Raw genomic sequence first — 23950 nt, forward strand, 5'->3', positions numbered from 1 at the left:
TGAAACGATGCATCGCCGATGGTAGTGTGGGGTTTCCCCATGTGAGAGTAGGTCATCGTCAAGATTAAATTCCGAAACCCCATTTGCGAAAGCAGGTGGGGTTTTGTTTTGCTCGGTCGAAAAGTGCAAACGCCTGGCCGAGTGAACTCTTGAATATCCCCAAGGGCAGTTGTGGTGTCACCGTACCCATCGACATGGAGCTCACTTCAGAGTGCCGTTGGGAGAATTCAATCCGAAGTGTTTCTGCATTTTTGGTATGGTGCAGCACATTTCCCAAGGACTGATCTTTCATCGCAGGATGCGGCGTCGACCTTCTTCAACGAGATGCTGTAGAAATGCCCGAACCTATACCGATTAAAGATCACGAAAAAGAGAATCGGCTGGTCAACAAGCGCCTGCTCGCTTGTGCGTTGTTGGTGATCGGCATTACGTGTGCCCTGGTGGGGCGCATGTATTTCCTTCAAGTCATACAGTTCGACTACCACTCCACGATTTCTGAAAACAACCGCGTCCACGTGCTGCCCATCACGCCGACGCGTGGCCTCATCTATGACCGTAATGGCGTGGTCCTGGCCGATAACCGGCCCAGCTACAACCTGACCATCACCCGCGAGCGCACCACCGACCTCAAGGGCGAGCTCGACGCCATCGTCAACTTGCTGCACCTGCCTGTTGAAGATCGCGCACTGTTCGACAAGGCCCTGAAGCAGGCACGCCACCCATTCGTCCCCGTAACGTTGTTTTACGAGTTGACCGAAGAGCAAATTGCATTGCTGGCGGTGAATGAGTTCCGTCTGCCAGGAGTAGATGTAGAACCGCAATTCGTCCGTCACTACCCACTGGGTGCGCATTTTGCCCACTCCATCGGCTATGTAGGACGGATCAATGAGAAAGAATCCAAAGCCCTCGACTCGGTGGAATACCGCGGCACGCAGTCCATCGGCAAAACCGGTATCGAGCGTTTCTACGAATCTGAACTGCATGGCCATGTCGGCTACGAAGAGGTCGAGACCAATGCCCAGGGCCGTGTGCTACGTGTACTCAAGCACACAGACCCGATCCCTGGCAAAAACATCGTCCTGAGCCTCGACGTGAAGCTCCAGGAAGCTGCGGAAGAGGCCCTGGGCGATCGCCGCGGTTCGGTGGTTGCCCTCGATCCGCAAACCGGCGAAGTGCTTGCCATGGTCAGCAAGCCGAGCTTTGACCCGAACCTCTTCGTCACTGGCATCAGTTTCAAGGAATATGCCGCGCTGCACGACTCCATCGACCGGCCGCTGTTCAACCGCGTACTGCGGGGACTCTACGCGCCAGGTTCGACCATCAAGCCGGAAGTGGCCATCGCCGGCCTCGATAGCGGTGTCGTCACCGCACAGACCCGGGTGTTCGACCCTGGTTACTACCAACTTCCCGACTTTGACCACAAATACCGCAATTGGAACCACAGCGGCGATGGCTGGGTAGACATGGATGCCGCCATCATGCGTTCCAATGACACTTACTTTTACGACCTTGCCCACAAGTTGGGCATCGACCGCCTGCACGACTACCTGACGGAGTTCGGCCTTGGCCAGAAAGTCTCCCTGGACATGTTCGAAGAGTCTGCTGGCTTGATGCCATCCCAGGCTTGGAAGCGCGCCACACGGCGCCAACCCTGGTTCCCGGGCGAAACCGTGATCCTCGGCATTGGCCAGGGTTATATGCAAGTCACACCGCTGCAATTGGCCCAGGCCACGGCGTTGATCGCCAACAAGGGCGTGTGGAATCGACCGCACTTGGCCAAGACCATCAATGGCGAGCCGCCGGTGGACGAGAACCCGATGCCCAACGTCGTCCTCAAGGATCCGCGTGATTGGGAACAGGTGAACCACGGTATGCAACTGGTGATGCATGACCCACGCGGTATCGCCCGGGCCGCCGCACAAGGGGCGCAATATCGTATTGCCGGCAAGAGCGGTACCGCGCAAGTGGTTGCGATCAAGCAGGGTGAGCGCTACAACCGTGAGAAGACCCTGGAGCGCCACCGTGACAATGCGTTGTTCGTTGGCTTCGCCCCGGCCGAACACCCGAAAATCGTGATTTCGGTGATGATCGAAAACGGTGAGGCCGGTGGTCGCGTCGCGGGTCCGGTGGTGCGGCAAATCATGGATGCCTGGCTACTTGACCAGGCAGGTCACCTGAAGCCGCAATATGCGACGCCGGCTAAAGCGCCAGGTGACCCGCACGTCTAAGTCATGCCTTCCACTCGTCCCATTGCTCTATGCCTTGATGGGCAAGCCAGGGCACATCATGGGCCGTCCAGATGTGCGAGGTGGGCCTGACGCCTGGATCATCGTCCAACGTCGCCACCCGCACGATCACATGGGGCTGATGTCCACGCTCTGCTATCAGATGTGAGCCACAGCGCGAGCAGAAATGCCTGAGCTTGGCCGGCGACGATTCAAAGGACGCCAGCAGTTCCTCCCCCTGCGTCCAGCGAAAATGTTCGCGCATTACTCCAGCAGTGGCGACAAACGGGGCCGCGTGTATTTTGCGGCAGCTCGCGCAGTGGCAATGGCTGATGGGCATGTCCAGTTGATCCACCTGATAGCGAACACCTTTGCAGAAGCAACTTCCATTCAATGGGTTAGTCATAAACATATTGCCGGTTCAAGGACGGGGTCATCATGATTGCTTACAACCTGAGGTTGCGCATTGTTTGATGTCGCCTACTGTCAACGGAGGAGGTGACTTATGCACGTATTAGATCGCATCGAGCGAAAAGTTCTACTGAACGCTTCACGCAAACAGGTCTGGGAAGCGCTCACCAATGCCGAGCAATTCGGTAACTGGTTTGGTATCGCCCTCATGGGCAAAGCCTTTATGGCAGGGGAAACCATAGAGGCACCGATTACCTACCCAGGTTACGAACACGTGATCTGGAAAGCCAAAATCGAACGCATCCTGCCGCAGACGCTGTTCTCTTTCTGGTGGCACCCCTTTGCGGTGGAAGAGGGCGTCGACTACGACAAGGAAACCCCGACACTGGTGGAATTCACCATTGAGGATCGGGCGCCCGGCATTTTGCTACGGGTGGTTGAATCCGGTTTCGATACGGTGCCAGAGAAGCGTAGGCAAAAAGCCTTCAAGATGAACTCCCGTGGCTGGGACGAGCAGATGGGCAATATCGAAAACTATTTGAGCAAAGCCCGTCGGGCGTAAACCGGATAATGGGCATCATCACTGATGCCCGTCCTTGTCGTTCTCAGCTTCCATGAGTCGTGATGCAGGGCAACTGGCCTTGCGGCTAGAAGTCCACCGTCGCCGACAACTTGGCTACGCGAGGATCGCCCTGGCTCAAGAACCCACCGTTGATGCGCTGCTTTTGATAGACAAAATCACTCGATACGCGCAACGCATCGCCTCGGTAGTCCAGGCCGAGCGCAAACAGTTTCGAACGCTGGGTTTCCTCATCAATACCGGTAGTACCTTCGCGCTGGGACAGGTTTATCCGTGCACCAAAACGATTGTCTTCCAGCCGCTGGCCTATATCCAAATGCTCGCCTACGCGGCCATCGCCACCGATCCCCGAGCCTCCCGGGGGCACGCCGTTGATAAACGCGTTGCGCCCCTTAAACACTTCCACTCGCTCCAGCGCGTCGGTAGAGATGATCTGACGCGGCAGGATGCCGTACAAACCATGGTAGGAAATATCATCGCCGTTCAGCGGCAGGCCACGGGTCATGAAGGTCTGCGCCTGGTTCGCATACCCCCGACGCCTTGCAACAAATTTGTCAGATTGCGGCCCGCGTGCGCGTTTACCTGCCGCGTTTGGGCGGATGCCGCGTAGAATCAACGCCTGAAAGCTATTCCTGAGGTGCGGTACGGTGGATTTACAGCAGGGTTTTGTCCTGACCCGGCATTGGCGCGACACCCCGACGGGCACAGAGGTCAGTTTCTGGCTGGCCACAGACCATGGCCCACGGTTTATCCGCCTACCCGTGCAGACCTCGGTGATGTTCATCCCCGAGGCCCACCGTAAGCCGCTGGATTGGCTGCTCAAGGGCGAACGCGATATCGAATTGCGCCCGCTGCAACTCTGCGACTTCCATCACCGCCCGGTTTTGGGCCTGTACACCCGCCAGCACCGCCAGTTGATGGACGTGGAAAAACGCCTGCGCGCCGCCGGTGTCGACGTCTACGAAGCCGACGTACGCCCACCCGAACGCTACATGATGGAGCGTTTCATCACCGCGCCGGTGTGGTTCGGCGGTACACCCGATGCCAGTGGTGCCCTGTGCGACGCGCAGATGAAGCCCGCGCCCGACTACCGCCCGCCGCTCAAGCTGGTGTCCCTGGACATCGAGACCACCGCCCAGGGCGACCTCTATTCCATCGCCCTCGAAGGCTGCGGCGAACGCCAGGTGTACATGCTCGGCCCGCCCAACAAAACCGACGCGGTGGACTTCAAGCTCGACTACTGCGACACCCGCGCCCAATTGCTCGAATGCCTCAACCAATGGCTCGCCACCCATGACCCCGATGCAATCATCGGCTGGAATGTGGTGCAGTTCGACCTACGGGTCCTGCACGAACATGCCCAGCGCCTCAACGTGCCGCTGATGCTCGGTCGCGGCGATGAGCCCATGGCCTGGCGCGAGCACGGCAGCCGCAACCATTACTTCGCTGCAGCGGCGGGTCGCTTGATCATCGACGGTATCGAGGCCCTGCGTTCGGCCACCTGGAGCTTTGAATCCTTCAGCCTGGAAAACGTCGCGCAAACCCTGCTCGGCGAAGGCAAGGACATCTCCACGCCGTATCAGCGCATGGACGAAATCAACCGTATGTTCGCCGAGGACAAGCCTGCCCTGGCGCGCTACAACCTCAAGGACTGCGAGCTGGTCACGCGGATTTTCGCGAAAACCGAGCTGCTCAAGTTCTTGCTCGAACGTGCCAGCGTCACCGGGTTGCCAGCCGACCGCAACGGCGGCTCGGTGGCGGCGTTTACGCACCTGTACATGCCGCTGATGCACCGCCAGGGCTTCGTTGCGCCGAACCTGGGCGATAAACCGCCCCAGGCCAGTCCCGGCGGGTTTGTCATGGACTCGCGCCCTGGCCTCTACGAATCGGTGCTGGTACTCGATTACAAAAGTCTCTACCCGTCGATCATCCGCAGCTTCCTGATCGATCCGGTGGGTCTGATCGAAGGCCTCAAGCACCCCGACGACAGCGACTCTGTGGAAGGCTTTCGCGGCGCACGGTTTTCTCGCACCCGGCACTGCCTGCCCTCCATCGTCGCGCGCGTCTCCGAGGGCCGTGAAGAGGCCAAGCGTGAACACAACGCACCGCTTTCCCAGGCGCTGAAAATCATCATGAACGCCTTCTACGGCGTACTCGGTTCCAGCGGTTGCCGCTTCTTCGATACACGGCTGGCTTCCTCGATCACGATGCGCGGCCACCAAATCATGCGCCAAACCCGCGAGCTGGTTGAAGCCCAGGGTTATGAGGTGATCTACGGCGACACCGACTCCACCTTCGTGTGGCTCGGCAGCGCGCATTCCCAGGAAGACGCCAGCCGTATCGGCCAGGCGCTGGTCAAGCATGTCAACACGTGGTGGCGTGAGCACCTGCACAGCGCGTTCGGCCTGCAAAGCGCCTTGGAGCTGCAATACGAAACTCACTTCAGCCGCTTCCTGATGCCGACCATTCGCGGCGCGGAGGAGGGCAGCAAAAAACGCTACGCTGGCCTGGTCACCCGTGCCGACGGCAGCGAAGAGATGATCTACAAAGGCCTGGAGACCGTGCGCAGCGACTGGTCGCCCCTGGCCCGTCGGTTCCAGCAGGAACTCTACCAGCGCATCTTCCACCGCCAGCCCCATCAGGACTACATACGCGACTACGTGCGCCGCACCCTGAGCGGCGAATTCGATGAACTGCTGATCTACCGCAAGCGCCTGCGCCGCCAGCTGGACGACTACGAGCGTAACGTGCCGCCCCATGTGCGCGCTGCGCGGCTCGCCGATGAATACAACGACCGCCTGGGGCGCCCGCGCCAGTACCAGCGCGGCGGTTGGATCAGCTACGTGATCAGCGTCAACGGCCCCGAACCGCTGGAAGTCCGCCAGACGCCGATTGATTACGACCACTACGTCACCCGGCAATTGCAACCCGTCGCGGATGCCATCCTGCCGTTCGTGAATGACGATTTCAGCACCCTGGTCGGCGGGCAAATGGGCCTGTTCTAAAACGCTTGATTCACTCCGGTGAGAGCCTGCACTCTTGGCCTCTGATGATCACCAGACGGCGTAGCGCTCCATGACCCTGCTCACCCTGACCGGCACCGCGGTCGAACTCCAACCCCTGCAACGCGAACACGCGGCCGCCTTGCTTGATGCTGCTGCCGATGGCGAGCTGTGGAACCTCAAGGTCACCCACGTGCCGGGTCCGGACACCGTAGATCAATACATCGAAACCGCCCTGGCCGGGCGTGACGCCGGCACCATGATTCCGTTCACCCTCGTGCGTCGCGACACCGGCCTGGTGGTCGGCAGCACGCGGTTCTGGAAGGTCGACCGGGTCAACCGCAAGCTGGAGATCGGCCACACCTGGCTGGCGCAATCCACGCAAAACAGCGCCATCAACACCGAAGCCAAGCTTCTGCTGCTGACCTACGCGTTTGAAGTGCTGGACTGCGTGCGCGTGCAATTCACCACCGACGAACTCAATGAAAAATCCCGCGCTGCGATCCTGCGCCTGGGCGCCGTACAGGAAGGCATTGTGCGTCACGAACGCATCATGCGCGACGGGCGCAAGCGCAACTCGGTGCGTTTCAGCATCATCGATTCGGAATGGCCGCAGGTGAAGGCCAACTTGCTGGCGAAACTGCAACGATAGGAGGAAAGGCCCATGTACACGCTCTATGGCATCGACGAATCTGGCTCCTGCATGATCGAAATCGCGCTGCAGCGGTGCGCGGTGCCGTGGCGACGGGTGGACGCCGCCTCTTGGGCCGACGGCGAGGGTAGCGACGAGCTCGCCCGTATCAACCCGCTCAAACAGGTGCCCACCCTGGTCACTCCCGATGGCCAGGTGCTGACGGAAAGTGCCGCGATCCTGATCCATCTGGGCCTGGCGTTTCCCGACGCGTATCTGTTGAGCGGCGACCGCGCCCAGATCATTCGGGGCCTGGTGTACATCGCGGCCAATTGTTATTCGGCGATCGGCATCATCGACTACCCGCAACGCTGGCTGGGCAATGCCGATGAAGCGCTGCAGGCGCAATTGGCGGCGGGCACGCGCCGTTATCTGCATCAGGCCTGGGTGGTGTTTGCCGAACAATTTGCCGGCCAGTTGTTCGCGCCCAACGGCGAGCCGAATGCGCTCGGTATCATGGCGGCGGCGGTGTCGCGTTGGGATCAGGCACGCGAAGCGTTGAGCGCCCTGGCGCCAGGCTTTGCCCAGACCTTGGCGCAGGTGGATGTCGACCCCATCGTGGCACCCGTGTTTGCTCGGCATTGGCCGGACTGGGAGGTCTCGTAATGTTTCCGCAATCAAAGGAAACAATGCTGGATGTCGCCTCCAAACCCTTGCGGAGCGGGCATCCTGGCCTACGCTTTCTTAAAGTGGCGTAGGAATCATCCTTGAATTTGACTGTCGCAGACATGAAACTCAAGAACCCTGCATGGAATTCAAAGGAGGTGCGCATGCTCATCCGGTCGCTGACCCTGGCTACCTTGATGGCTTTTACGGGGCCGCTGTTGGCTGCTGATGATATCAACCCGCTCAAGCAGGACCTGGGCAAAGCCCGGCCACTGGTGGTGGTGGAGCTTGATTCCGGCAACGACACACTGGCGACGCTCAAGAAACAACTGGACGAGCCTGCTACCAAGCAGTCCTTTGAAGAGCGCAGCATGGTGTTCTACACCGTGAAATTCGGCAGCATCGGTGCCGAAGGGGAAAAGTTCGCCAAGGACCCCAAGGACAACAAGAAGCTCACGCCGCCTGAGACCAACGCGCTGATTCGCGCGCTCAAACTGGGTGCCGGCAGCGGCACCAAAGTGATCCTGGTGGGCAAGGATGGCGAGAAGAAAGTCGAGAAGACCGTGCCACCCGATACCCTCGATTTGAAAGAGTTTTTCAGCGCCATCGACCAGATGCCGATGGCTGAGAAAGAAACCGCCGCCGCACCGGAACCAGAACCCGCTGCACCGGCCCCGGCCAAGGGCGCCAAGCCTGCGAAACATGCCGGCAAGCCCGCTGCGCAACAACTGGATGACTGAACCCAATAGCCGGTAGGAGCACGCTCGCTCCTACCGTTATTTGGCCGCCTTGCGCAGCGGAAACGGAAAGTAGAAAAACCGCAGGAACGCCACCCGCTTGATCACTTCCCCGATCAACAACGGCACCACCACCGCCACGACAAAACCGATACACGCCGCGACAAACGCATGCAGCCCAAGACGCTCCATCAAATCAAACGTCTTGTGCTGGATCTCCCCATGGAAAATCAGCAGGATCAGGGTCGACTGGCCGATGTAGGTCATGGCACGGGTGATCAACGCCGAGGCCATCAGCACCCGCGCCAGCGCCCAGCACAGGTACACCCCAATCACCGCCAGCAGGCTGGTCCATAGCCAGTGGTCGTAGCGACGCTGCGCCAGGTCCATAGTGTCGTGGCTATAGATGAACACTGCCGCGAACAGCACCACCGAAACCAGCAAAGTCAGCAGTGACCCCGCATGGGTACGCAGCCAGTTCCGCAGCAGGTAGCCGTAGACGAAACACGCGCTGCTGATCAGGGTGATGTCCAGGCTGAACGGCAAGCCGGGCAGCACCCAGGTTTGCCCGCCGAGGGTCACCGGCAATTGCCAGAACCAGGGCAGCATCCAGATGCCGAGCAGCAGCGGTACCAGCATCACTGTGCAACTCACCGCCAGCGGCAGGCGCTGGATCAGCCGCAGTACCACCCAACTGAACAGGATCGCCACCCAGAAGTGCGGCAAAAACCACAGCGCCTGCCACGGGATGGTGTCCACCGAGGCGTACAGCACGCCGCCTATGTCCGGCAGCAGCGGTTGGCCGCGCAGTACATCACGCACGATCACATACACCAGCAGGGTGAAGAAAAACGGCTTGAGCAGGCCATCCGCCTTGCGCACCGCCATCTCGACAAACGGCTGCTCAGGCTTGAAAAACACCCCCGACAAAAAGAAGAACAACGGCAACACGAACGACGCCAGGATCGGGTACATCAAGTCCAGGGACGTGGCGACAAACCAGCTGTGGGCATACACGATCACCAGGATGCCGATGCCTTTGGCGATGTCCATTTGAATCCAGCGATTTTTCACCTGAGTGCTCCCGATCGATCATTCATGCCTTGCGCCACGGCTTGAGCCACAGCCCCATGCCGAGCAACACCACGGCGCCCGCCAGGGTGCTCAGCCCCAGTTGCAGCCACACGCCTTCAATGCGAAACAACGCCAGCGCAGCCAACCCCATCAGCAGCGCACTGAGCCACCAGTGCCGGGCCCAGGGCAGGGCGCCGAGCAAGGCCTGGCGCTGCATCAGCAACAGCGCGGTGCAGATCACGCCGGCCAGGGCGGCCAAGGGGATGCCGGCCAGGCCGAACACAAAGGGCAGGGCGGCCAACAGCAGCACGTTGACCAGGCTGCCGAGCAACTCGCAGCGCAGCGGCTGGCGCGTATCGCCGGCGGCGTAGGCATAGCGCGCGAGCAAGGCGTTCCAGGCGCCGAACACCAACGGCACGGCAAACCAGGCCAGCAGCAGCGGCAACGGCGAATCCGCCGATTGCTTGGGCAGCAGCACTGCCACCAGGCTCGGGGCTGCCGCCACCAGGCCGACGCCGGCGGGCAGGGTCAGCACGCTGGCGGTTTCCAGGCCGCGCTTGAGCAGGGCCAGGCGCTCATCGCCCTGGCGGCGACTCATCATGCCCAGCAGCACCTGGTTGAGGCTCATCAGCGCAATCAGCGGCAGGTTCATCAGCTTGCGCGCCAGGTTGACCCAGGTCACCGCACCTTCGCCCAGCAGCGACGCCACCAGCCGTTCGATCAGCGCCAAGCCTTGGCTGGCGCCATTGCTCAACAACAGTGGGCCGATACGCTGGGCCAGCTCCCGCAAGGGCGCGACGGTCAGTTGCCAGCGCCATGGCCGCCAGCCTTGGCGCCACACCGAGGGCAACAGCGCCAGCGGCATCAACAGGCTGCCGGCCAGGCAGGCCAGGGCCAGCGAGTGCGGTTGGCTGGCGGTGCCCGCGAGGGCGAGGTACGTCACTGGCGGCAGGTTGAACAGCAACGAGCCCAGCCCCGCGAGGACAAAACGTTCGCTGGCTTGCAAGGGAACGCTGAACAGCGCATGCAGCATCAAGCCCGGCACACACCAGGCGACGATCTGCAGGTTGCGGCTGGCCAATGCCGTGGCGGTGGCGGTCAACCCCGGGCCGAGCACTTGCACCAGCCACGGCGCCAACAGTGTCAGCAGCAGGCTGGTGACCAACGCGATCAGCAGCAACGTCGGGAACAACACCGCCAGCCAGTCCAGGCGCTCGCCGTCCTTGCGCTGCTGGTACAGCGGCAGCGCGGCGGCGCTCAGCACACCGCCGGCCAATGACATGCGCAGCGCTTCCGGCAAAAACAGCGCGATCAGGAAGGCGTCACTGCGTTCTCCGGCGCCCCAGGCCGCCACCAGCAACCATTCGCGAGCAAACCCCAGGCACAGGCCCAACAGGGTCGCCAGGGTCAGCCAGGCGGCAGAGCCGAGCATCAGGGACGTGCCTCATCAAGCAAGGGTTTGCGGTAGGCCACGGACTTCACCTGCGGCAGCCGCGCCGGAAACAACCGCCGCGCCTCCAGCACATTGATGCCCACCATCAGCCAGAACAACGCCACCATCACCACCGCAAAGCTGAAGTAGTGGTCGAACAGGCCGCTGACCAGCGCCGACAGAATCCCGCCGGTGGTGCCCAGCCACAGGGCATTGTCCTTGGTCAGGCGGATGGGGCCTTTTTCCGGGCGCGCTTCACGCCACCAGCGCACGGTCACCGCCACAAAGAACAGCATGCCGACCATGCCGGTCTTGTAGATGAAGTTCAGCCACAGGTTGGAGATACCCAGCAGGTGGGTGCCCGGCACCGGTGGGTCAACCTTGAAACCGATGCCGAACGGATAAGACACCACGGCCTGCGAAAACATGCGGTACTCGTCGAACCGCACTTCGGTACTGGCGTTGTCCGACGAGAAAATCGTCGCCAGGCGTTCCTGCAACGGTGGGTAGGCAATCACCAGCGCCACGGTCAACGCTGCGCCGATCATCAACAGGCGCCCGGTGTAGGGCACGCGGCGCGTGGCCATCCACAGCAGCACCAACGCCAGGCTGACCATCGCGCCGCGGCTGCTGGCCAGCAGCAACGCCGCCGCGCCCAGGCAGGCGACGCCCAGGCCCAGCGCGCGTTTCCAGCCTTGCTCGGTCACGCCGAAGCAGAAAGCCAGGGGCAGCAGCAATGCCATGATCCCGCCGATGGCATTCGGGTGCATCCACGGCGAGCCCATGCGCGAAGACATGGCCTCCAGGCCGAATTTCAACATGTCGAAGTTGCCGTAGTTGAACAGCGCCAGAATCGGCGCAATGCCGGCCCCGGAGCGTGTGCGCACGAACACCGCAATCGACAGCGCCAGCATCGCCAGGCTACCCAGCAACAGGGCGATCACCACGAATTCGCGCTGCTTGCGGTCCACCAGCAATTTGGCGCAGAGGAACACCGCCGACAGGCTCAGCAGCCAGCGTAGCCAGTTGGCCACGCCGCTGGTGTCGGCGTGGATGGTGACTTGGCCGACGAGGAACGGGAACACGCTGAACAGCATCAGCCACAACAGCATCTGGTCGGTGGGGCGACGGGTGAGGCTGGGCGTGTCGGGCAGGCGCGCCAGGAAGTTGTGCCACAGCACCGCGCCCCAGGTCAGGGCCAGGATCGCCTCGCTCACGGTACTGCGAATTCCCAGGTTGATGGTCGAGTACGGCATGAACGTGGCGATCATGGCGAACAACAATAGCCCCCACAACGGGAAGCGCAGGATGGTCACCGCCCCCGCCAGGCCGATCACGGCGAGGAACGCCTTGGCCGGCGACAGCAACAGGGCGAGGGCGCCGAACAGCAGGCCGAAGAGGATCGCGACGAGGCTTGCCAGGTTCACTCTCACTTGAGTTCCTCGATCAGTTCGGCCAGGCGCCGGCGATAAGCGTGATGATTAAAGCGTTGCGCCCACAGCCGCCGTTGCTCGGCGGACCCTTCATCCGGGTGCATGCCCAGGCTGAGCATCAATTGCACCAGCGTCGGGCCATCGGTGGGGGAAAAGCGCGGTGCCGACGGCGGGGTGATTTCATCCAGTGACGTGCCGCTGGCCACCGCCACCGGCGTGCCGACGCTCAGGGCCTCGATCACCGGCAGGCCGAAGCCTTCGGCATAGGACGGCTGCCACAGGCGTGACGCCTGGCGGTACAGCGTATGCAGCTCGGCGTCCGACACGCCACTCAGCGCGCGAATCCCCGGCAATGTGCGCTGGGCTTCGGGCAAATGATCAAGGCTGCCCACCAGCACCAACTCCGGCACGCTGGGGGATTGGCGCCGCGCCTGCTGCCAGGCGCCCACCAGGAACGGCACGTTCTTGCGCAGCTCGCGGGTGCCCACCAGCAGCCAGTAGCGCTGCGGCAGTTGACGTGCGGACAGGTCTGCCGCCCGTTCGGCAAAGCCGTCGACTTGGTTGGGCAACACGCGAATCTTGCCCGCCGCCTTGGGAAACAGCCGCGCGGTTTCATCGGCGCTGTACTGCGACGGGGTCCACACACGGTCGGCGCTGTGCACTGCGTAGGCAATCGACAGGCGATCGCTGGTCTTGTAGATCAGCGCCTTCAAGCGGTTGGCGTGGTAGTTGTTCAGAGTGATCTGGAACAGGTCATGCAGCAGCACCACGGTGCGCAATCCCGTCGGCTTGGGTGGCAGCGGCAGGCCCATATTGAAGGTGCTGATGTACAGGTCGATGTGCTGCTCACGCAAAGCGCGTGGCAGGAAGCCGGCCTCGAAACGCAGGCGATGGTGCGGCTGGTGCATGGCGGTCTTGGCACAGCCCCACGCCGGGCAATGGGCCTGCAAGCGGGTCTCATCGTCCAGCGGCGCCACGGTAAACCGCTCAAGCTCGATGCCCGGCAAGGCGTGCAGAGCGCTTTCCAGTGCGTACACCTGGCGGCTGATGCCCGATTGCGGCGAGGTGCCGACGGTGCGGTAATCCAGGCCTACACGCATGCGGCTTCCCTCTGGCTCAGCGGCACGAGGGTGGCGTACACCTGCTCCAGTTGGCTGGCGGCGACGCTCCAGTCATGGGCGCGGCGCACATAGGCACGGCCGGCCTCGCCCATGGGCGCAGCGGCTTCCGGACATTGCAGCAGGCGTACCACGGCATCGGCCAAGTCGTCGGCGCTTTGCCCGCCGAGGTAGTCCAGGCCTTCCACCAGGTCCAGCCCCGACACGCCTTGTTCGGTGCTGGCCAGCGGCAGGCCGGCGGCCAGGGCTTCGAGCACCTTGAGCTTGGAGCCGCCGCCATGGCGCAACGGCGCCAGGAACACTGAACAGCTCGATTGCAGGTCGAGCAGGTTGGGTACGAAGCCTTGCCACTCGATACGCGGGTCTTTCCAACGCTCGCGCCAGCTGCCGGGCATGCCGAAGCCGCACACGCTCATGCGCGCCTCCGCACAGCGCGCCCAGACCTTCGGCAGGATTTCATCCAGGGCCCATTCGATGGCGTCGACGTTCGGCGCGTATTCATAGTTGCCGAGGAACAGCACGCGGCGTGTCGACGGGTCGGGATGGGCCGCAGCGAAGTGATCGCAGTCCACGCCATTGACCACCACCGGCACGGGTTTGCCGGCGATCTTTTCCAGGATGTGCGCATCGCCTTGAGTGACCGCCACCACCTGCGTGGCCTGGCGCATCACCCGGCGTTCCCAGCGGGTATAGCGCCATTGGTCGTAGCGAATGAACGGCAGCGACCAACGCGGCAAACGGTCGTAGGTGGCCGCGCCCAGGGCCGACTCCACATTGTGTTCGGTCAGCACAAATGGCTGGGATTTACGCGCCAGCGCATCTTCGTAAGGCTGGAAACTGTAGCTGTGCTCGATCTGCACCACGTCCCAATGTTCACCCAACAACCCCGTGAAGGTGTCCTGCAATCCAGCCGACAGGCCATTCACACTGGCCAGCAGCGGGTAGGGGGCAAACAGCCCTGCCACCAGGGTCTTGAGGCTGCGCAAGGGGCGGCGCGGCAGGATGATCAACTGTTCGACAAACGCCTCCAGCACCTGGCGGTCGGCGAGGGATACCGGGTGCTTGTCATGCAGCAGCAGGGTGATCCGATGCCCGCGCGCGGCCAGGCTGCGCAGCAGGTGGAACTGGCGCGTCTTGCCGCCGCTGGTGGCGGGCCAGGGCGAGTAGGGCAGGATCCATAAAATGCGCATGGCGGGCCTCAGTCCCATAACAGGATTTGCAAGTTCGTTTTGACCGGCACGGTCAGGCCGTCGGTACCGGTTACCGGGGTTTGCGTACCGCGCAGCGGGTCATACAGGGTGGCGCTGGCCAGGTTGGGCAAGTGTGCGTTGCCGCCCTCGGCCGACCAGAAGAACCATAGCTTGCGCCCGTCGGCGCGGGTCCAGCCGATGCTGAACAGGCCGTCGGGCAATTGGTCGGCGCTGGGCGGGTCGCCGGGGGTGAGCGTCGGACCGCTGACCTCGAGGAAATTTTTCAGCGCGGTGTAGACCGGCTTGGGATTGGCGTCGATGTCGAGCAAGCCGTAAGACTGGTCCCGCACACTGGCGCGCTGGTCCAGGTCGCTGAGGGTGAACAGGAAGACCCTGTCGTAATCCAGTGCACTCATCAGCGCCAGGCGGCGCACCACGTAATCGGCCTGGGCCTGTGGGGTGATGATGTCCTGGGCGTCTTTGGGACCGGTGTAGGTCGACCAGCCCCACTCGGTGCTCCACAGGGTCTGCACGCCGCCGTTGCGCAGGGCCTGGTTGAGCGCGGTGGCCCTGGCGATAAAGTCCAGGTTGGCCGGGTCGTTGCCTTCGGGCAATTGGGTATAGGGGTGGTACGAGACGATGGTATTCAGGCTGGCCACGCCCAGGGCGCCGAGGGCATCGAACATGCTCTGGCCGTTGGGCATTTCGCTGAAGAACGCCATGCCGGCGGCTACCACCGGTTTGCTCGGGCTCATGGCGCGCAACGCGGCGGCGCTGGCAGTCAGCAACGCGGCGTAGCCGGCCGGGTCGGCCACCGGGCGCCAGAAGCCCAGCAGGTTCGGTTCGTTCCACACCTGCCAGGCGTCGACACTGGGGTAGCGCTGGGCCAACAGCGCCATGCGGTTGGCGAACACGTTCGGGTCTTTCGGCGGGTACTGGTCCTGATAGGGCGCACCCACCGCCGCCGTGGTGGCGAACGGGGCCGACCCCACCAGGTAGAACACCGACTTGAGCTGGTTGTCCTGCAGTTTGCTCACCAACTGATCCAGCGTCGCCACCTGGTACTGCCCTTCGACCGGCTCCAGTTGGTCCCAATGCAAATCCAGGCGTACCCACTCCAGGCCCAGCGCCTTGAGACGGTCTATCTGCTTTTGATAGCGCTCTGGGGCGAACCACAGGAACTGCGCGTTCACCCCGAGGAAATCCTTCCACGCCAGGGTTTTGTTGCCCTTGAGCACATGGCTTTCGGCATCGGCCTGGCGCCCCCACAAAAACGCGCTCAGGCCCAGGGCGGCGACCACCACCAGGGTAGCGACGTAGGTGCGTTTACGTGGCATGGCGGCTGTCCTCGATGACGTGTTCAAACAGCGCCTTGAACGTCTGCGCGGTCAACGGCCACAAGCGCTCGCGGCCGATTTCGCCGGCGCGTTCGGCCCAGTCCCTGGCCAGCAGCGGCGTGCGTGCCAGGCGCAGCAGTTGCGCGCTGAGCGCGTCAACATCGCCTTCGGGGTAGATGGCGCCATTGCCGCTGGCGACTTCCTCGGCAAACGCGCGAGCGTCGGACGTGATCGCGCCGCGCCCGCACGCGGCGGCCCAGGACAGCGCGCCACTGGTGCCGCGCTGGCGCCCGAGCAGGCCGAGTTTTTTCGATTCGCGATAGGGCAGCACCATCACATGGTGGGCCTGGATGGTCTGGGCAATCTCTTCAGCCGGCAGGTTCAGCCGCCAGTCGATGGCATCCGTCAGCCCGAGCTCGGCGATTTGCTTGTTCAACTGTTCCAGGTAATTACCGCCTGCGCCGAACGCCATTTCGGCGGCGGTGCCACCGGCCAGCGTCAGGCGCACACGCTCACGCAATTGGGGGGCTTGCTTGAAAACAGCGGCCAGGGCCTGCAACAGGTCTTCAATGCCTTTGCCCCGGTAGATAAAACCGAAGTACAGCAGGTGCAGCGTATCCAGGGGCGGTAACGGCGCCGACGGAATCGCCAGGTTGGCATGGTGGATCACTGCCACTTTACCCGCCGGCAGTTGCATGCGTTGGCCCAGGCACTCGGCGCCCAGGCGGGTGAGGGTGATCAAGCGCGTCACACCGGCGGCGACCTGGCGCTCTTCACGCAAGGTCAGCGGATCGGCCAGCACCACCGCCGCCTGTGGCATTGGGCTGGGCAAGCGCTCCAGCAGGTTCAGCGGGAATGGCAACCGCTCGCGGCGCCAGACGATGCGTTCCGGATCATGCACCGTGGCGGTCAAGGGCAGTGCCGGGTAGGCCCTGCGCAACTCGCGCAGGGTCAGGAATTCCCCCAGCCGTCCGCCGCCCAGCTCGGCGTGGACGAGGTCTACGCTGTGCCAGTCGAACCCGCCGATGGCCTGTTTGATCGCCTGGTTATTGCCTGCCACACCGGCCAACGGCGTCAGCACCGTCACGCCGAGTTGTTCCAGGGCCGTGCGGAAATGGTTCGCGTAGTCGGCGATGCCGTTTTTCTCCGGCGGCAAAGGGGCGAGCAAGGCGATACGCATCAAAACGCCCCCCGGTACTTGGCGATGGTTTTAAGCACCTTGGCCGGCACCTCGAACTTGCGTCGGTTGATGATGATGCCATCCACTTTGCCGAACGCCGTGTTGAGGATCGACAGCGCGTGTTCAACCACCGGCACCGTGCTTTTGCGGGCTTCCACCACCAGGGCGATCAGATCGGCACGACGCAGGTTGATAAACGCATCGCGGTTATCCAGCAGCGCCGAGGCGTCCAGCAGCACCACTTCGCCCGGCGCTGCGGGTGCGACCCCGCCGACGCGCACCGTGATGCCGTTTTCCTGCAGCAACTGGCGCAGTTGTTCCACCACGAAGGTCACGCCCTCACCATGGCGCGCCGAGGTCAGGCCAAGGGTCAGGCCCTGTTCGGCGATGCGGTCCAACTGCAGCAAACCGTACAGGCGGTAGATGCTCGCGTTGAATGCGTTGGTGCCCTGGGCGGTGCTGGTGTCCAGCTCCGGCAGGGTGGTCCACAGCGGCAAGCCGAACTTGCGTTCTGCCAGGCCGCCGTCGTGGATGCGCTGGTCGAGCAGGTAGCACAAGTAGATCACCAGCAGGCCGACAACGAGCGCAAACGGGAGCGCCAGCACCAGCATCACCAGGGTTTTCGGGAAGATGCGGCCGGGGTTAAGGGTGGCTTCTTCGATCACCGCGATGTTGCTGATCTGGCTGTTATCCAGTTCACGGTCGATGCGCGATTTTTCCAGGTTGTCCACGTACAGCGCGTAGTTGCGTTCGGTGGCGCTCAACTCGCGGGCAAGGCGGGTCAGCTCCGGTTCAATCTCCAGGGCCTGCTTGCGCTGGGCTTCAAGGTTGGCCAGTTGTTTTTGCTGTTGAGTCAGCTGGGTACGCAGCGCCAGGTTGTTGCTCGACTCATCCAGCAGCACCCGCTGCAAGTGGATTTCGAGGGTGTTGGGGGCACGGTTTTCCGAGCTTTGCACGGTGTTGCTTTCATTGGCGACCTGGGCCTGCATCGCGCGGATCGATGCGTCCAGGGCTTTGACTGGCGGCGCGTTGTCCGTGTAGGTGCGCATCATGTCGGCCTTTTCCAGCAGCTTCTGGTTCAGCAGGCGACGCAGATCCTGCTGCTGCGGGTTCAGTGCGATCTGGCGCACCGTGGTCACTTCCTTGGGCTGGCTCTTGAGCTGGGTGCGGGTGCTCTGGATGGCACTGTCGGAGGAAGCGATCAGGCGCGTGGTATTGAACGTTTCGCCACGCAGCACGTTGATGCGCTCGGACAAGTCTTCCAGGCGATCAGTGATGCTCGCCGCGCCGATCTGGTTCAGGTGCGTGAGGATCTGCTCTTTATAACTCTTGATTTCAGTAGCGCTGTTCGATACCTGCCCTTCATAGAAGGCATACAGGCTTTTGCGGCCCAGGGCTTGAGTCCGTTCGTTGATATAGGTTTCAACCCAGTCCTTGACCACCGCCTGGGCAATCTTCGGGTCGCCCCACGTGAAGCTGATGTCCATCACCGTGGAGCCGGCGGCGTGGCTCACCTCGAAGCTCTTCTCCAGGCCCGCTGCCAGGCGTTCGACCGGCGTGGTTTTTTCAATCACGCCGAGGGTTTCCAGCACCGCGCGAATGCCTTCGAACACCGCGCCGACGCCACTCTTCACATAAAACTTGGTGCGCTTCCAGAAGCCTTCCGGCGGCGGTGCGTTGTTGATCACTTCCAGGTAGTGCTCCGCCACCGCGCGTACAATCGGGCGCCCGGTCAGCAGGCGCTCTTCATCGACAATCGGGTCGCGCTGGGTGCTGGGCATCACCAGCGCCTGGCGGTTGCCGATCTCGATGGGCAGCGTCGAATCACGCCCCGGCTTGACCAGCAGGCGCGCGGTAGATTCGTACTTGGCAGGCAGCAAAAAGGCCCCCAGCAGCATGATCACCAGCGCAGCAATAGCGGCCAGTTTGAATTCGTGCCGGAAGATAAAAAACAGGCGTAGCAGATCACGAAAAGAACGGATCTCGATCATGGGATGTCGCTCCTTTAGTTACTGCCGCCGCTGGTGCGCGTGTAGTTGTAGCCGACCCCGATGGACTTGGTGAACGGGATCAGTTGGTTCATGTAGGTATCCACGCCCTGGATGCGCTCGCCCACGTTGGATTTGGGCACGAACACCACATCGCCGCGTTGCAGGTGCACCGGTTTGCGTCCGTTGGCGCCGGTCTTGATGAGCTGGCTGAAGTCGAGGAAGTAGGCACGATAGGCGCCCTGGCCATCTTCGCGCAGCAGCGCGACCATGCTTGCATTGCCCGCCGGGCTGACCCCTCCGGCGCCGAGAATCGCCTGTTCCAGGGTGTTGGCCGTGGCAATCTGCACCGCCGTCGGGTTATTCACCGCGCCGCCGACGATCACCGAGTTGCCCGGCGCCTGGTTGATGTTCACCGTCACCCGGGGTTCGCGGTAGGTCGCCGCGAGCGCGTGGGTCAACTGTGTGGCCAGCTCCGATGGCTGGCGCCCGGCAACCGGGATCGGTCCCAGGAACGGGTAGTTGATCTTGCCGTCGGTCTGCACCGTGTACAGCGTCAGCTCGTAGATCGTGCTGACGTTGAACGCCGACAGTGTCGGCATCTCGCCGGCATCGCGGACGATGCGCAACTGGTCGCCGATACGGATGCGTTCCACAGCAGGAGGCAGCTGGGCCAATTGGTCGAGGGCGCGCTTGCCGTCCTCGACGGTGTTGCTGTCCGGCGGCTCGATGCGCGCCGGGGTATTGCAGGCGGCCAGGGCCAGCATGGCCAGGACGAGCACGCTTCGCTGCATCAAGGGGGGCTTCCTGTGGGTCATGCTGCTCACCTCCAATAACCGGGAAACATGCTGATGCGCCGCTTGAGGGCCAGGGGCAGGCGGCGCTCAAGATGGCCCAGGCGGTAGCCGAGCCATTTGAACGCACTGCGCACCAGCACTTCGGGCACGCGGTGCAAGGCGCCGGCTTTGCGCAGGGCCGTGAGTTCGGCCAGCACATAGCGTTTGCCTTCGCCCCCCGCGTCGCCAAAGGCCTGCTTGATCCATGGCTCGCGGCCGTAGAACACGCCAATGTCGAAGTAGCGGTGAAACTCGTCCATGAGTTTGTAATCGTGGGAGTGGTGTACCCGCGCGGTGGCGGCGTAGCGCACCTTGTAGCCCTCGAGCAGCATGCGTGCGGCCACAAAGGCGTCTTCGCTGCCGATCACGTCGGCAGGGAAACCACCCACTGCTTGCAACACGCTGCGCCGGTACACGGAAAACGAGTCGGAGCTGAAGCAGGTCTTGATCCCAAGCTCCGGTGCATCGGCCAGGCTTTTGCTGCGGCTGTGTTCCGGGTAGTTGAAGTACCGCGATTGCGCGCCCAGCACACCCGCGTCGGGGTGGGGCAATTGCCGTCCGTAGGCGACGCCGTTGAGTGGGTCCTGCTGCAATTCAGCGAGCAGGTTGGCAAAGGTCTCGGGGGTTGCCGGGATGGCGTCCTGGGTCATCACGATCAGCGCGTCGCCGCCCACCTGTTCGCTGGCCCAGCGCCGAGTGCCGCCGTGGTTGAAGTCATGGGCATCGATCACCTCGACCCGCGCACCGAACGCGCGAAAGCGCGCCACGGTGTCATCGCTGGAGGCGCTGTCCACCACCAGCATCTCGTCAGGTTGCAGGGTTTGCATCTTCAGCGCCGGCAGCAGGCGTGCCAGGTGGCTGGAGGCGTTACGGGTGGGGATGATCAGTGAAGTGCGCATGTCATTTTTTCACCTCGGCAGGCGCGCGGCCGTAGATGTCGTCGAAGCGCACGATGTCGTCTTCGCCCAGGTACTCGCCGCTCTGCACTTCGATCATCACCAGGTCGATGATGCCGGGGTTGGTCAGCCGGTGTTTGTGCCCGGCCGGAATGTAGGTGGACTCGTTGGCGTTGATCAGGAACTCGCGGTCGCCATTGGTGATCTGTGCCGCGCCGCTGACCACCACCCAGTGTTCGCTGCGGTGGTGGTGCATCTGCAACGACAGCGAGGCCAGGGGCTTGACCACGATGCGCTTGATCTTGAAGCGGGTGCTTTCCTCCAGCACGGTGTAGGTGCCCCACGGCCGCGTGACGGTGCGGTGCAGGCTGTACGCCGGATGGTTCTGGCGCTTGAGTTCGGCGACGATGTAGCGCACATCCTGGCTGCGGTGGGCGTCGGCGATCAGCAGCGCGTCGGGGGTGTCGACGATGATCAGGTCGCGCACCCCCACAGCGCCCAGCACGCGCTTGGGTGAGTCGATGTAGCAGTTGTGCACGTCATGCAAAATCGCTTCGCCGTTGACCTGGTTACCATGGGCGTCGCTGGGGGTGAGCTGGCGCAGCGCTTCCCAGGAACCGATGTCGCTCCAGCCAATGTCGCAAGGCACCACGGCCACTTGTCTGGACTTTTCCATCAGCGCCACGTCGATGGAAATATCCGGCGCGCTGCCGAACGCATCCGCATCCAGTTCACGTTGGCGCGACGTTGTGTTTTGCAGGCTCTGGCTGTGTTCCAGCGCAGCGCGCGCGGCTTCCAGCACGTCGGGTGCATGGGCGGCCAGTTCGTCCACCAGGGTGCTGGCCTTGAAGCAGAACATGCCGGCGTTCCACAGGTGTTTGCCGCCGTCCAGGTAGGCCTGGGCGGTGACCAGGTCGGGTTTCTCGACGAAGCGTTTGACCCGGTAGCCATGGCTCAGCGGCTCGCCTTGTTCGATATAGCCAAAACCGGTTTCCGGGTGGTCGGGCTGGATGCCGAACGTCACCAGGTAGCCGGCTTCGGCCAAGTCGCGGGCCTGGGTCACGGCCTCGGCGAACGCGACTTCATTGAGGATCAGATGGTCGGCGGGCATCACCAGCAACTGCGCGTCGCCGCCGAAATGCTCCTGCACATGCAGGGCCGCCACGGCGATGGCAGCCGCCGTGTTGCGCCCGAACGGTTCCAGCAGCAGGTCCAGGGGCAGGCGGGATTTGTTCACCCCGCGGTAGTCGTCGAGGGTACGAAACAACAGATCGCGGTTGGTCACCGTGAGCACGCTTTCCACGCCGGGCAGTTTGGCGGCGCGCAGGAAGGTTTTTTGCAGCAGGCTCTGGCCATCGCGCATGCGCATGAAGGGCTTGGGCATGTTCTGCCGGGACACCGGCCACAGTCGGGTGCCCGAACCACCGGAAACAATGCAGGGAATTAATCCGTTGAGGGTATTCATCAATAGACTTCCTTGGTGGAAAGGACGGCCGGGACCGTCATGAAAACGATGTACAGGTCAAACCACACCGACCACTTGGAGATGTACTCCAGGTCGTACTCGACACGTTTCTGGATCTTGAACAGGGTGTCGGTCTCACCCCGGTAACCGTTGATCTGCGCCCAGCCGGTAATCCCCGGCTTCACGCGGTGGCGCGAACTGTACTCGCTCACCGCCACTTCGAAGGGGATACCGGCGGCTTTGGTCGCCGTGGCATGGGGGCGCGGGCCGACCATGGACATGTTGCCCAGCAGCACGTTGAGCAACTGTGGCAGCTCGTCGATGCTGGTCTTGCGGATGATGCGCCCCACCCGGGTGATGCGCGGATCTGCGCGAGTGGTCTGGCGCTCGGCCGTGAAGTCGCTCTGGTCGGTGTACATCGAGCGGAACTTGAACACGCGGATTTCGTTGTCGTTGTAGCCAAAGCGGTTCTGGCGAAACAGTATCGGCCCTTTGGAGTCGAGCTTGATCGCAAGCGCCGTCGCGACCATCACCGGGGCCAGTGCCACCAGCGCCAGGCTGGCCAGCAGCAAATCCTCCAGGCGCTTGATTACCGGCGACCAGCCACGCAACGGCAATTGCGAGGTGTTGAACATCAGGATGCCGCCCACGTCGGTGATGCGGCTATGGCCGTAGCGCAGGGCGGCCATGTCGGGCACCAGCATCACGCTCACCGACATTTGCCGCAGGCGATTGACCAGCCCGTGGATGCGCTGCTCGGCGGCCCAGGGCAGGCAGATCATCACTTGGTTGACCTGCTCGGCGCGGATGAGTTTTTCCAGGTCGCGGGTGTTGCCCAGCAAGGGCAGGTTGCTCAATTCCTTGGGGATCCGCTCGGTGCGATCGTCGATGAAGCCGATCAGGCCGGAGCGGATGTCACCGTTGCGTTGCAGGTGGTCGGCGACGTGCGTCGCGGTGTCGGTAAAGCCCAGGATCACCGTGCGTTGCAGGTATTTACCGGCGCGCATCAACTTGCGGTACAGGCGCAGCATCAGCAGGCGTTCAAGGCAGAACAAGCCCAGGCTGGCGACGTACCAGGCCACCAGGTTGCGCGGGGTCAATTGCGGGAAAAACTGCAGGATCTGGTACATGAACAACAGGATGCAAAACGCCGCCGACCAGGCCTTGATCTTGGTTTTCAGGCGCAACCGGTTGCTGAACAGTTCTTCGGAATAGATGCCCAGGGCCTGGAACAGAATGATCGTCAGCACCGCGAAAAATACCAGCAGGCCGAGGAAATGACCGCGCAGCTCAGGGGCCATCGGGTCGATGAACATCACCAGGACCAGTGGGGGTAAAATGGCACTCAGGCCATGTATGAACTTGACGAAAACAACAAAGAATTCAACAAAACCGGCGCGCGTTAAAAACAGGCTGTCGACGGACGACTTTTCTCGCATAAAACATCCCTCATTGCACTCCAGAGGCAGTTGTACGGTGAGTGGTTCAATAAAGCAGCGGCGGCTTTAAAGGGCACTTCGAACTGCGGAAACTCTGGGTAATACGCAACTATCAATCCAAATGCATAATCCAGAATTGGCTATTCATTTGAATGGTCTTGCGGGGGTGGCGACTAAAGGCGTGTTCCCTTTATGTGTTAGTCAATTAATTGACCGTGCTGCGGAGCAGGCATTCCAGACAGGTTTATCAGTGATTTTAGCGGCATTTTATTGACATTCCTTGTCGAAGGATTCGGTGAGCGGGGTGTGT

Annotated in this window: 19 protein-coding genes and 1 pseudogene; 6 read left to right on the forward strand and 14 right to left on the reverse strand. The window is 62.3% G+C overall.

Translation table 11 applies throughout. The features are described from left to right. The first annotated feature begins 335 nt into the window (after window positions 1-335). Window positions 336-2228 carry a penicillin-binding protein 2 gene (gene mrdA / locus AB1462_RS14895; protein WP_090402027.1) on the forward strand — a complete coding sequence of 631 codons (1893 nt, stop codon included), beginning with the start codon at window positions 336-338 and terminating at the stop codon, window positions 2226-2228. A gap of 1 nt (window position 2229) precedes the next feature. Here the strand turns inward: mrdA and AB1462_RS14900 are convergent, their stop codons facing one another. Beyond that, window positions 2230-2631, reverse strand: a complete 402-nt coding sequence (locus tag AB1462_RS14900) for a GFA family protein (RefSeq protein WP_259194355.1) — start codon at window positions 2629-2631, stop codon at window positions 2230-2232. Window positions 2632-2730: 99 nt separating this feature from the next. Between AB1462_RS14900 and AB1462_RS14905 the strand changes: the two genes are divergently transcribed. Continuing rightward, on the forward strand, window positions 2731-3198 hold the full coding sequence (locus tag AB1462_RS14905) for an SRPBCC family protein (RefSeq protein ID WP_090402029.1): 468 nt from the start codon (window positions 2731-2733) through the stop codon (window positions 3196-3198). 142 nt (window positions 3199-3340) lie between these two features. Here AB1462_RS14905 and AB1462_RS14910 read toward each other — a convergent pair. Beyond that, a pseudogene (locus AB1462_RS14910) lies at window positions 3341-3748 on the reverse strand (TonB-dependent siderophore receptor); the annotation flags it as partial. Between the two features lie 115 nt (window positions 3749-3863). On the opposite strand from AB1462_RS14910, the gene AB1462_RS14915 reads away from it, so the two are divergent. From AB1462_RS14915 to AB1462_RS14930, 4 genes are all read left to right on the forward strand, one after another. Continuing rightward, window positions 3864-6221 carry a DNA polymerase II gene (locus AB1462_RS14915; RefSeq protein ID WP_259194354.1) on the forward strand — a complete coding sequence of 786 codons (2358 nt, stop codon included), beginning with the start codon at window positions 3864-3866 and terminating at the stop codon, window positions 6219-6221. A gap of 70 nt (window positions 6222-6291) precedes the next feature. Continuing rightward, window positions 6292-6870: a GNAT family protein gene (locus tag AB1462_RS14920; RefSeq protein WP_090402033.1), complete on the forward strand. Its 579-nt coding sequence runs from the start codon at window positions 6292-6294 to the stop codon at window positions 6868-6870. 12 nt (window positions 6871-6882) lie between these two features. After that, window positions 6883-7515, forward strand: a complete 633-nt coding sequence (locus tag AB1462_RS14925; RefSeq protein WP_259194353.1) for a glutathione S-transferase — start codon at window positions 6883-6885, stop codon at window positions 7513-7515. A 164-nt stretch (window positions 7516-7679) separates the two neighbouring features. Continuing rightward, window positions 7680-8255 (forward strand): DUF4174 domain-containing protein, encoded by a 576-nt coding sequence (locus tag AB1462_RS14930; RefSeq protein WP_090402037.1) that lies wholly within the window; start codon window positions 7680-7682, stop codon window positions 8253-8255. 36 nt (window positions 8256-8291) lie between these two features. On the opposite strand, the gene AB1462_RS14935 is transcribed toward AB1462_RS14930, so the two are convergent. From AB1462_RS14935 to AB1462_RS14990, 12 genes are read right to left on the reverse strand one after another with little or no spacing between them, the layout of a single operon-like run. Next, the gene (locus AB1462_RS14935) at window positions 8292-9326 is read right to left on the reverse strand and encodes an acyltransferase family protein (RefSeq protein ID WP_315338618.1); all 1035 of its coding nucleotides are present in this window, start codon (window positions 9324-9326) and stop codon (window positions 8292-8294) included. A gap of 22 nt (window positions 9327-9348) precedes the next feature. Then, window positions 9349-10758 (reverse strand): lipid II flippase MurJ, encoded by a 1410-nt coding sequence (locus AB1462_RS14940; RefSeq protein WP_367247121.1) that lies wholly within the window; start codon window positions 10756-10758, stop codon window positions 9349-9351. After that, a complete protein-coding gene (locus tag AB1462_RS14945; RefSeq protein ID WP_367247123.1) occupies window positions 10758-12185 on the reverse strand; it encodes an O-antigen ligase family protein in 1428 nt (475 codons plus the stop codon). The genes AB1462_RS14940 and AB1462_RS14945 overlap by 1 nt, the downstream gene beginning before the upstream one ends. A 2-nt stretch (window positions 12186-12187) precedes the next feature. Next, window positions 12188-13291: a glycosyltransferase family 4 protein gene (locus AB1462_RS14950; protein WP_367247124.1), complete on the reverse strand. Its 1104-nt coding sequence runs from the start codon at window positions 13289-13291 to the stop codon at window positions 12188-12190. Next, a complete protein-coding gene (locus tag AB1462_RS14955) occupies window positions 13282-14499 on the reverse strand; it encodes a glycosyltransferase family 4 protein (RefSeq protein ID WP_259194349.1) in 1218 nt (405 codons plus the stop codon). Before AB1462_RS14955 ends, AB1462_RS14950 begins: the two co-directional genes overlap by 10 nt. Before the next feature lie 8 nt (window positions 14500-14507). Continuing rightward, window positions 14508-15836, reverse strand: coding sequence for a beta-galactosidase (locus AB1462_RS14960; RefSeq protein ID WP_259194348.1), 1329 nt, complete (start codon window positions 15834-15836; stop codon window positions 14508-14510). Beyond that, window positions 15826-17016 carry a glycosyltransferase gene (locus AB1462_RS14965; protein WP_315338621.1) on the reverse strand — a complete coding sequence of 397 codons (1191 nt, stop codon included), beginning with the start codon at window positions 17014-17016 and terminating at the stop codon, window positions 15826-15828. Before AB1462_RS14965 ends, AB1462_RS14960 begins: the two co-directional genes overlap by 11 nt. Next, a complete protein-coding gene (locus AB1462_RS14970) occupies window positions 17016-19007 on the reverse strand; it encodes an exopolysaccharide transport family protein (protein ID WP_259194346.1) in 1992 nt (663 codons plus the stop codon). The genes AB1462_RS14965 and AB1462_RS14970 overlap by 1 nt, the downstream gene beginning before the upstream one ends. A 14-nt stretch (window positions 19008-19021) precedes the next feature. Continuing rightward, entirely contained in the window at window positions 19022-19798 is a 777-nt protein-coding gene (locus tag AB1462_RS14975) for a polysaccharide biosynthesis/export family protein (RefSeq protein WP_259194356.1), read from the reverse strand. 29 nt (window positions 19799-19827) lie between these two features. Then, the gene (locus tag AB1462_RS14980; RefSeq protein ID WP_090402060.1) at window positions 19828-20739 is read right to left on the reverse strand and encodes a glycosyltransferase; all 912 of its coding nucleotides are present in this window, start codon (window positions 20737-20739) and stop codon (window positions 19828-19830) included. 1 nt (window position 20740) lies between these two features. After that, the gene (locus AB1462_RS14985; protein WP_090402062.1) at window positions 20741-22201 is read right to left on the reverse strand and encodes a mannose-1-phosphate guanylyltransferase/mannose-6-phosphate isomerase; all 1461 of its coding nucleotides are present in this window, start codon (window positions 22199-22201) and stop codon (window positions 20741-20743) included. Next, window positions 22201-23640, reverse strand: coding sequence for an undecaprenyl-phosphate glucose phosphotransferase (locus AB1462_RS14990; protein ID WP_259194345.1), 1440 nt, complete (start codon window positions 23638-23640; stop codon window positions 22201-22203). The genes AB1462_RS14985 and AB1462_RS14990 overlap by 1 nt, the downstream gene beginning before the upstream one ends. Window positions 23641-23950 lie beyond the last annotated feature (310 nt).

The sequence above is a fragment of the Pseudomonas sp. SB113 genome (assembly GCF_040754745.1).
GTDB lineage: Bacteria > Pseudomonadota > Gammaproteobacteria > Pseudomonadales > Pseudomonadaceae > Aquipseudomonas > Aquipseudomonas grimontii.

What these genes read in the sequence shown, in the direction of transcription:
- AB1462_RS14985 (WP_090402062.1), bottom strand. Translation starts at nt 22,201, where the DNA reads ATGAATACCCTCAACGGATTAATTCCCTGCATTGTTTCCGGTGGTTCG.
- AB1462_RS14960 (WP_259194348.1), bottom strand. Translation starts at nt 15,836, where the DNA reads ATGCCACGTAAACGCACCTACGTCGCTACCCTGGTGGTGGTCGCCGCC.
- AB1462_RS14950 (WP_367247124.1), bottom strand. Translation starts at nt 13,291, where the DNA reads ATGCGTGTAGGCCTGGATTACCGCACCGTCGGCACCTCGCCGCAATCG.
- AB1462_RS14940 (WP_367247121.1), bottom strand. Translation starts at nt 10,758, where the DNA reads ATGCTCGGCTCTGCCGCCTGGCTGACCCTGGCGACCCTGTTGGGCCTG.
- AB1462_RS14930 (WP_090402037.1), top strand. Translation starts at nt 7,680, where the DNA reads ATGCTCATCCGGTCGCTGACCCTGGCTACCTTGATGGCTTTTACGGGG.
- AB1462_RS14905 (WP_090402029.1), top strand. Translation starts at nt 2,731, where the DNA reads ATGCACGTATTAGATCGCATCGAGCGAAAAGTTCTACTGAACGCTTCA.
- AB1462_RS14990 (WP_259194345.1), bottom strand. Translation starts at nt 23,640, where the DNA reads ATGCGAGAAAAGTCGTCCGTCGACAGCCTGTTTTTAACGCGCGCCGGT.
- mrdA (WP_090402027.1), top strand. Translation starts at nt 336, where the DNA reads ATGCCCGAACCTATACCGATTAAAGATCACGAAAAAGAGAATCGGCTG.
- AB1462_RS14975 (WP_259194356.1), bottom strand. Translation starts at nt 19,798, where the DNA reads ATGCAGCGAAGCGTGCTCGTCCTGGCCATGCTGGCCCTGGCCGCCTGC.
- AB1462_RS14900 (WP_259194355.1), bottom strand. Translation starts at nt 2,631, where the DNA reads ATGACTAACCCATTGAATGGAAGTTGCTTCTGCAAAGGTGTTCGCTAT.
- AB1462_RS14965 (WP_315338621.1), bottom strand. Translation starts at nt 17,016, where the DNA reads ATGCGTATCGCCTTGCTCGCCCCTTTGCCGCCGGAGAAAAACGGCATC.
- AB1462_RS14955 (WP_259194349.1), bottom strand. Translation starts at nt 14,499, where the DNA reads ATGCGCATTTTATGGATCCTGCCCTACTCGCCCTGGCCCGCCACCAGC.
- AB1462_RS14970 (WP_259194346.1), bottom strand. Translation starts at nt 19,007, where the DNA reads ATGATCGAGATCCGTTCTTTTCGTGATCTGCTACGCCTGTTTTTTATC.
- AB1462_RS14925 (WP_259194353.1), top strand. Translation starts at nt 6,883, where the DNA reads ATGTACACGCTCTATGGCATCGACGAATCTGGCTCCTGCATGATCGAA.
- AB1462_RS14920 (WP_090402033.1), top strand. Translation starts at nt 6,292, where the DNA reads ATGACCCTGCTCACCCTGACCGGCACCGCGGTCGAACTCCAACCCCTG.
- AB1462_RS14980 (WP_090402060.1), bottom strand. Translation starts at nt 20,739, where the DNA reads ATGCGCACTTCACTGATCATCCCCACCCGTAACGCCTCCAGCCACCTG.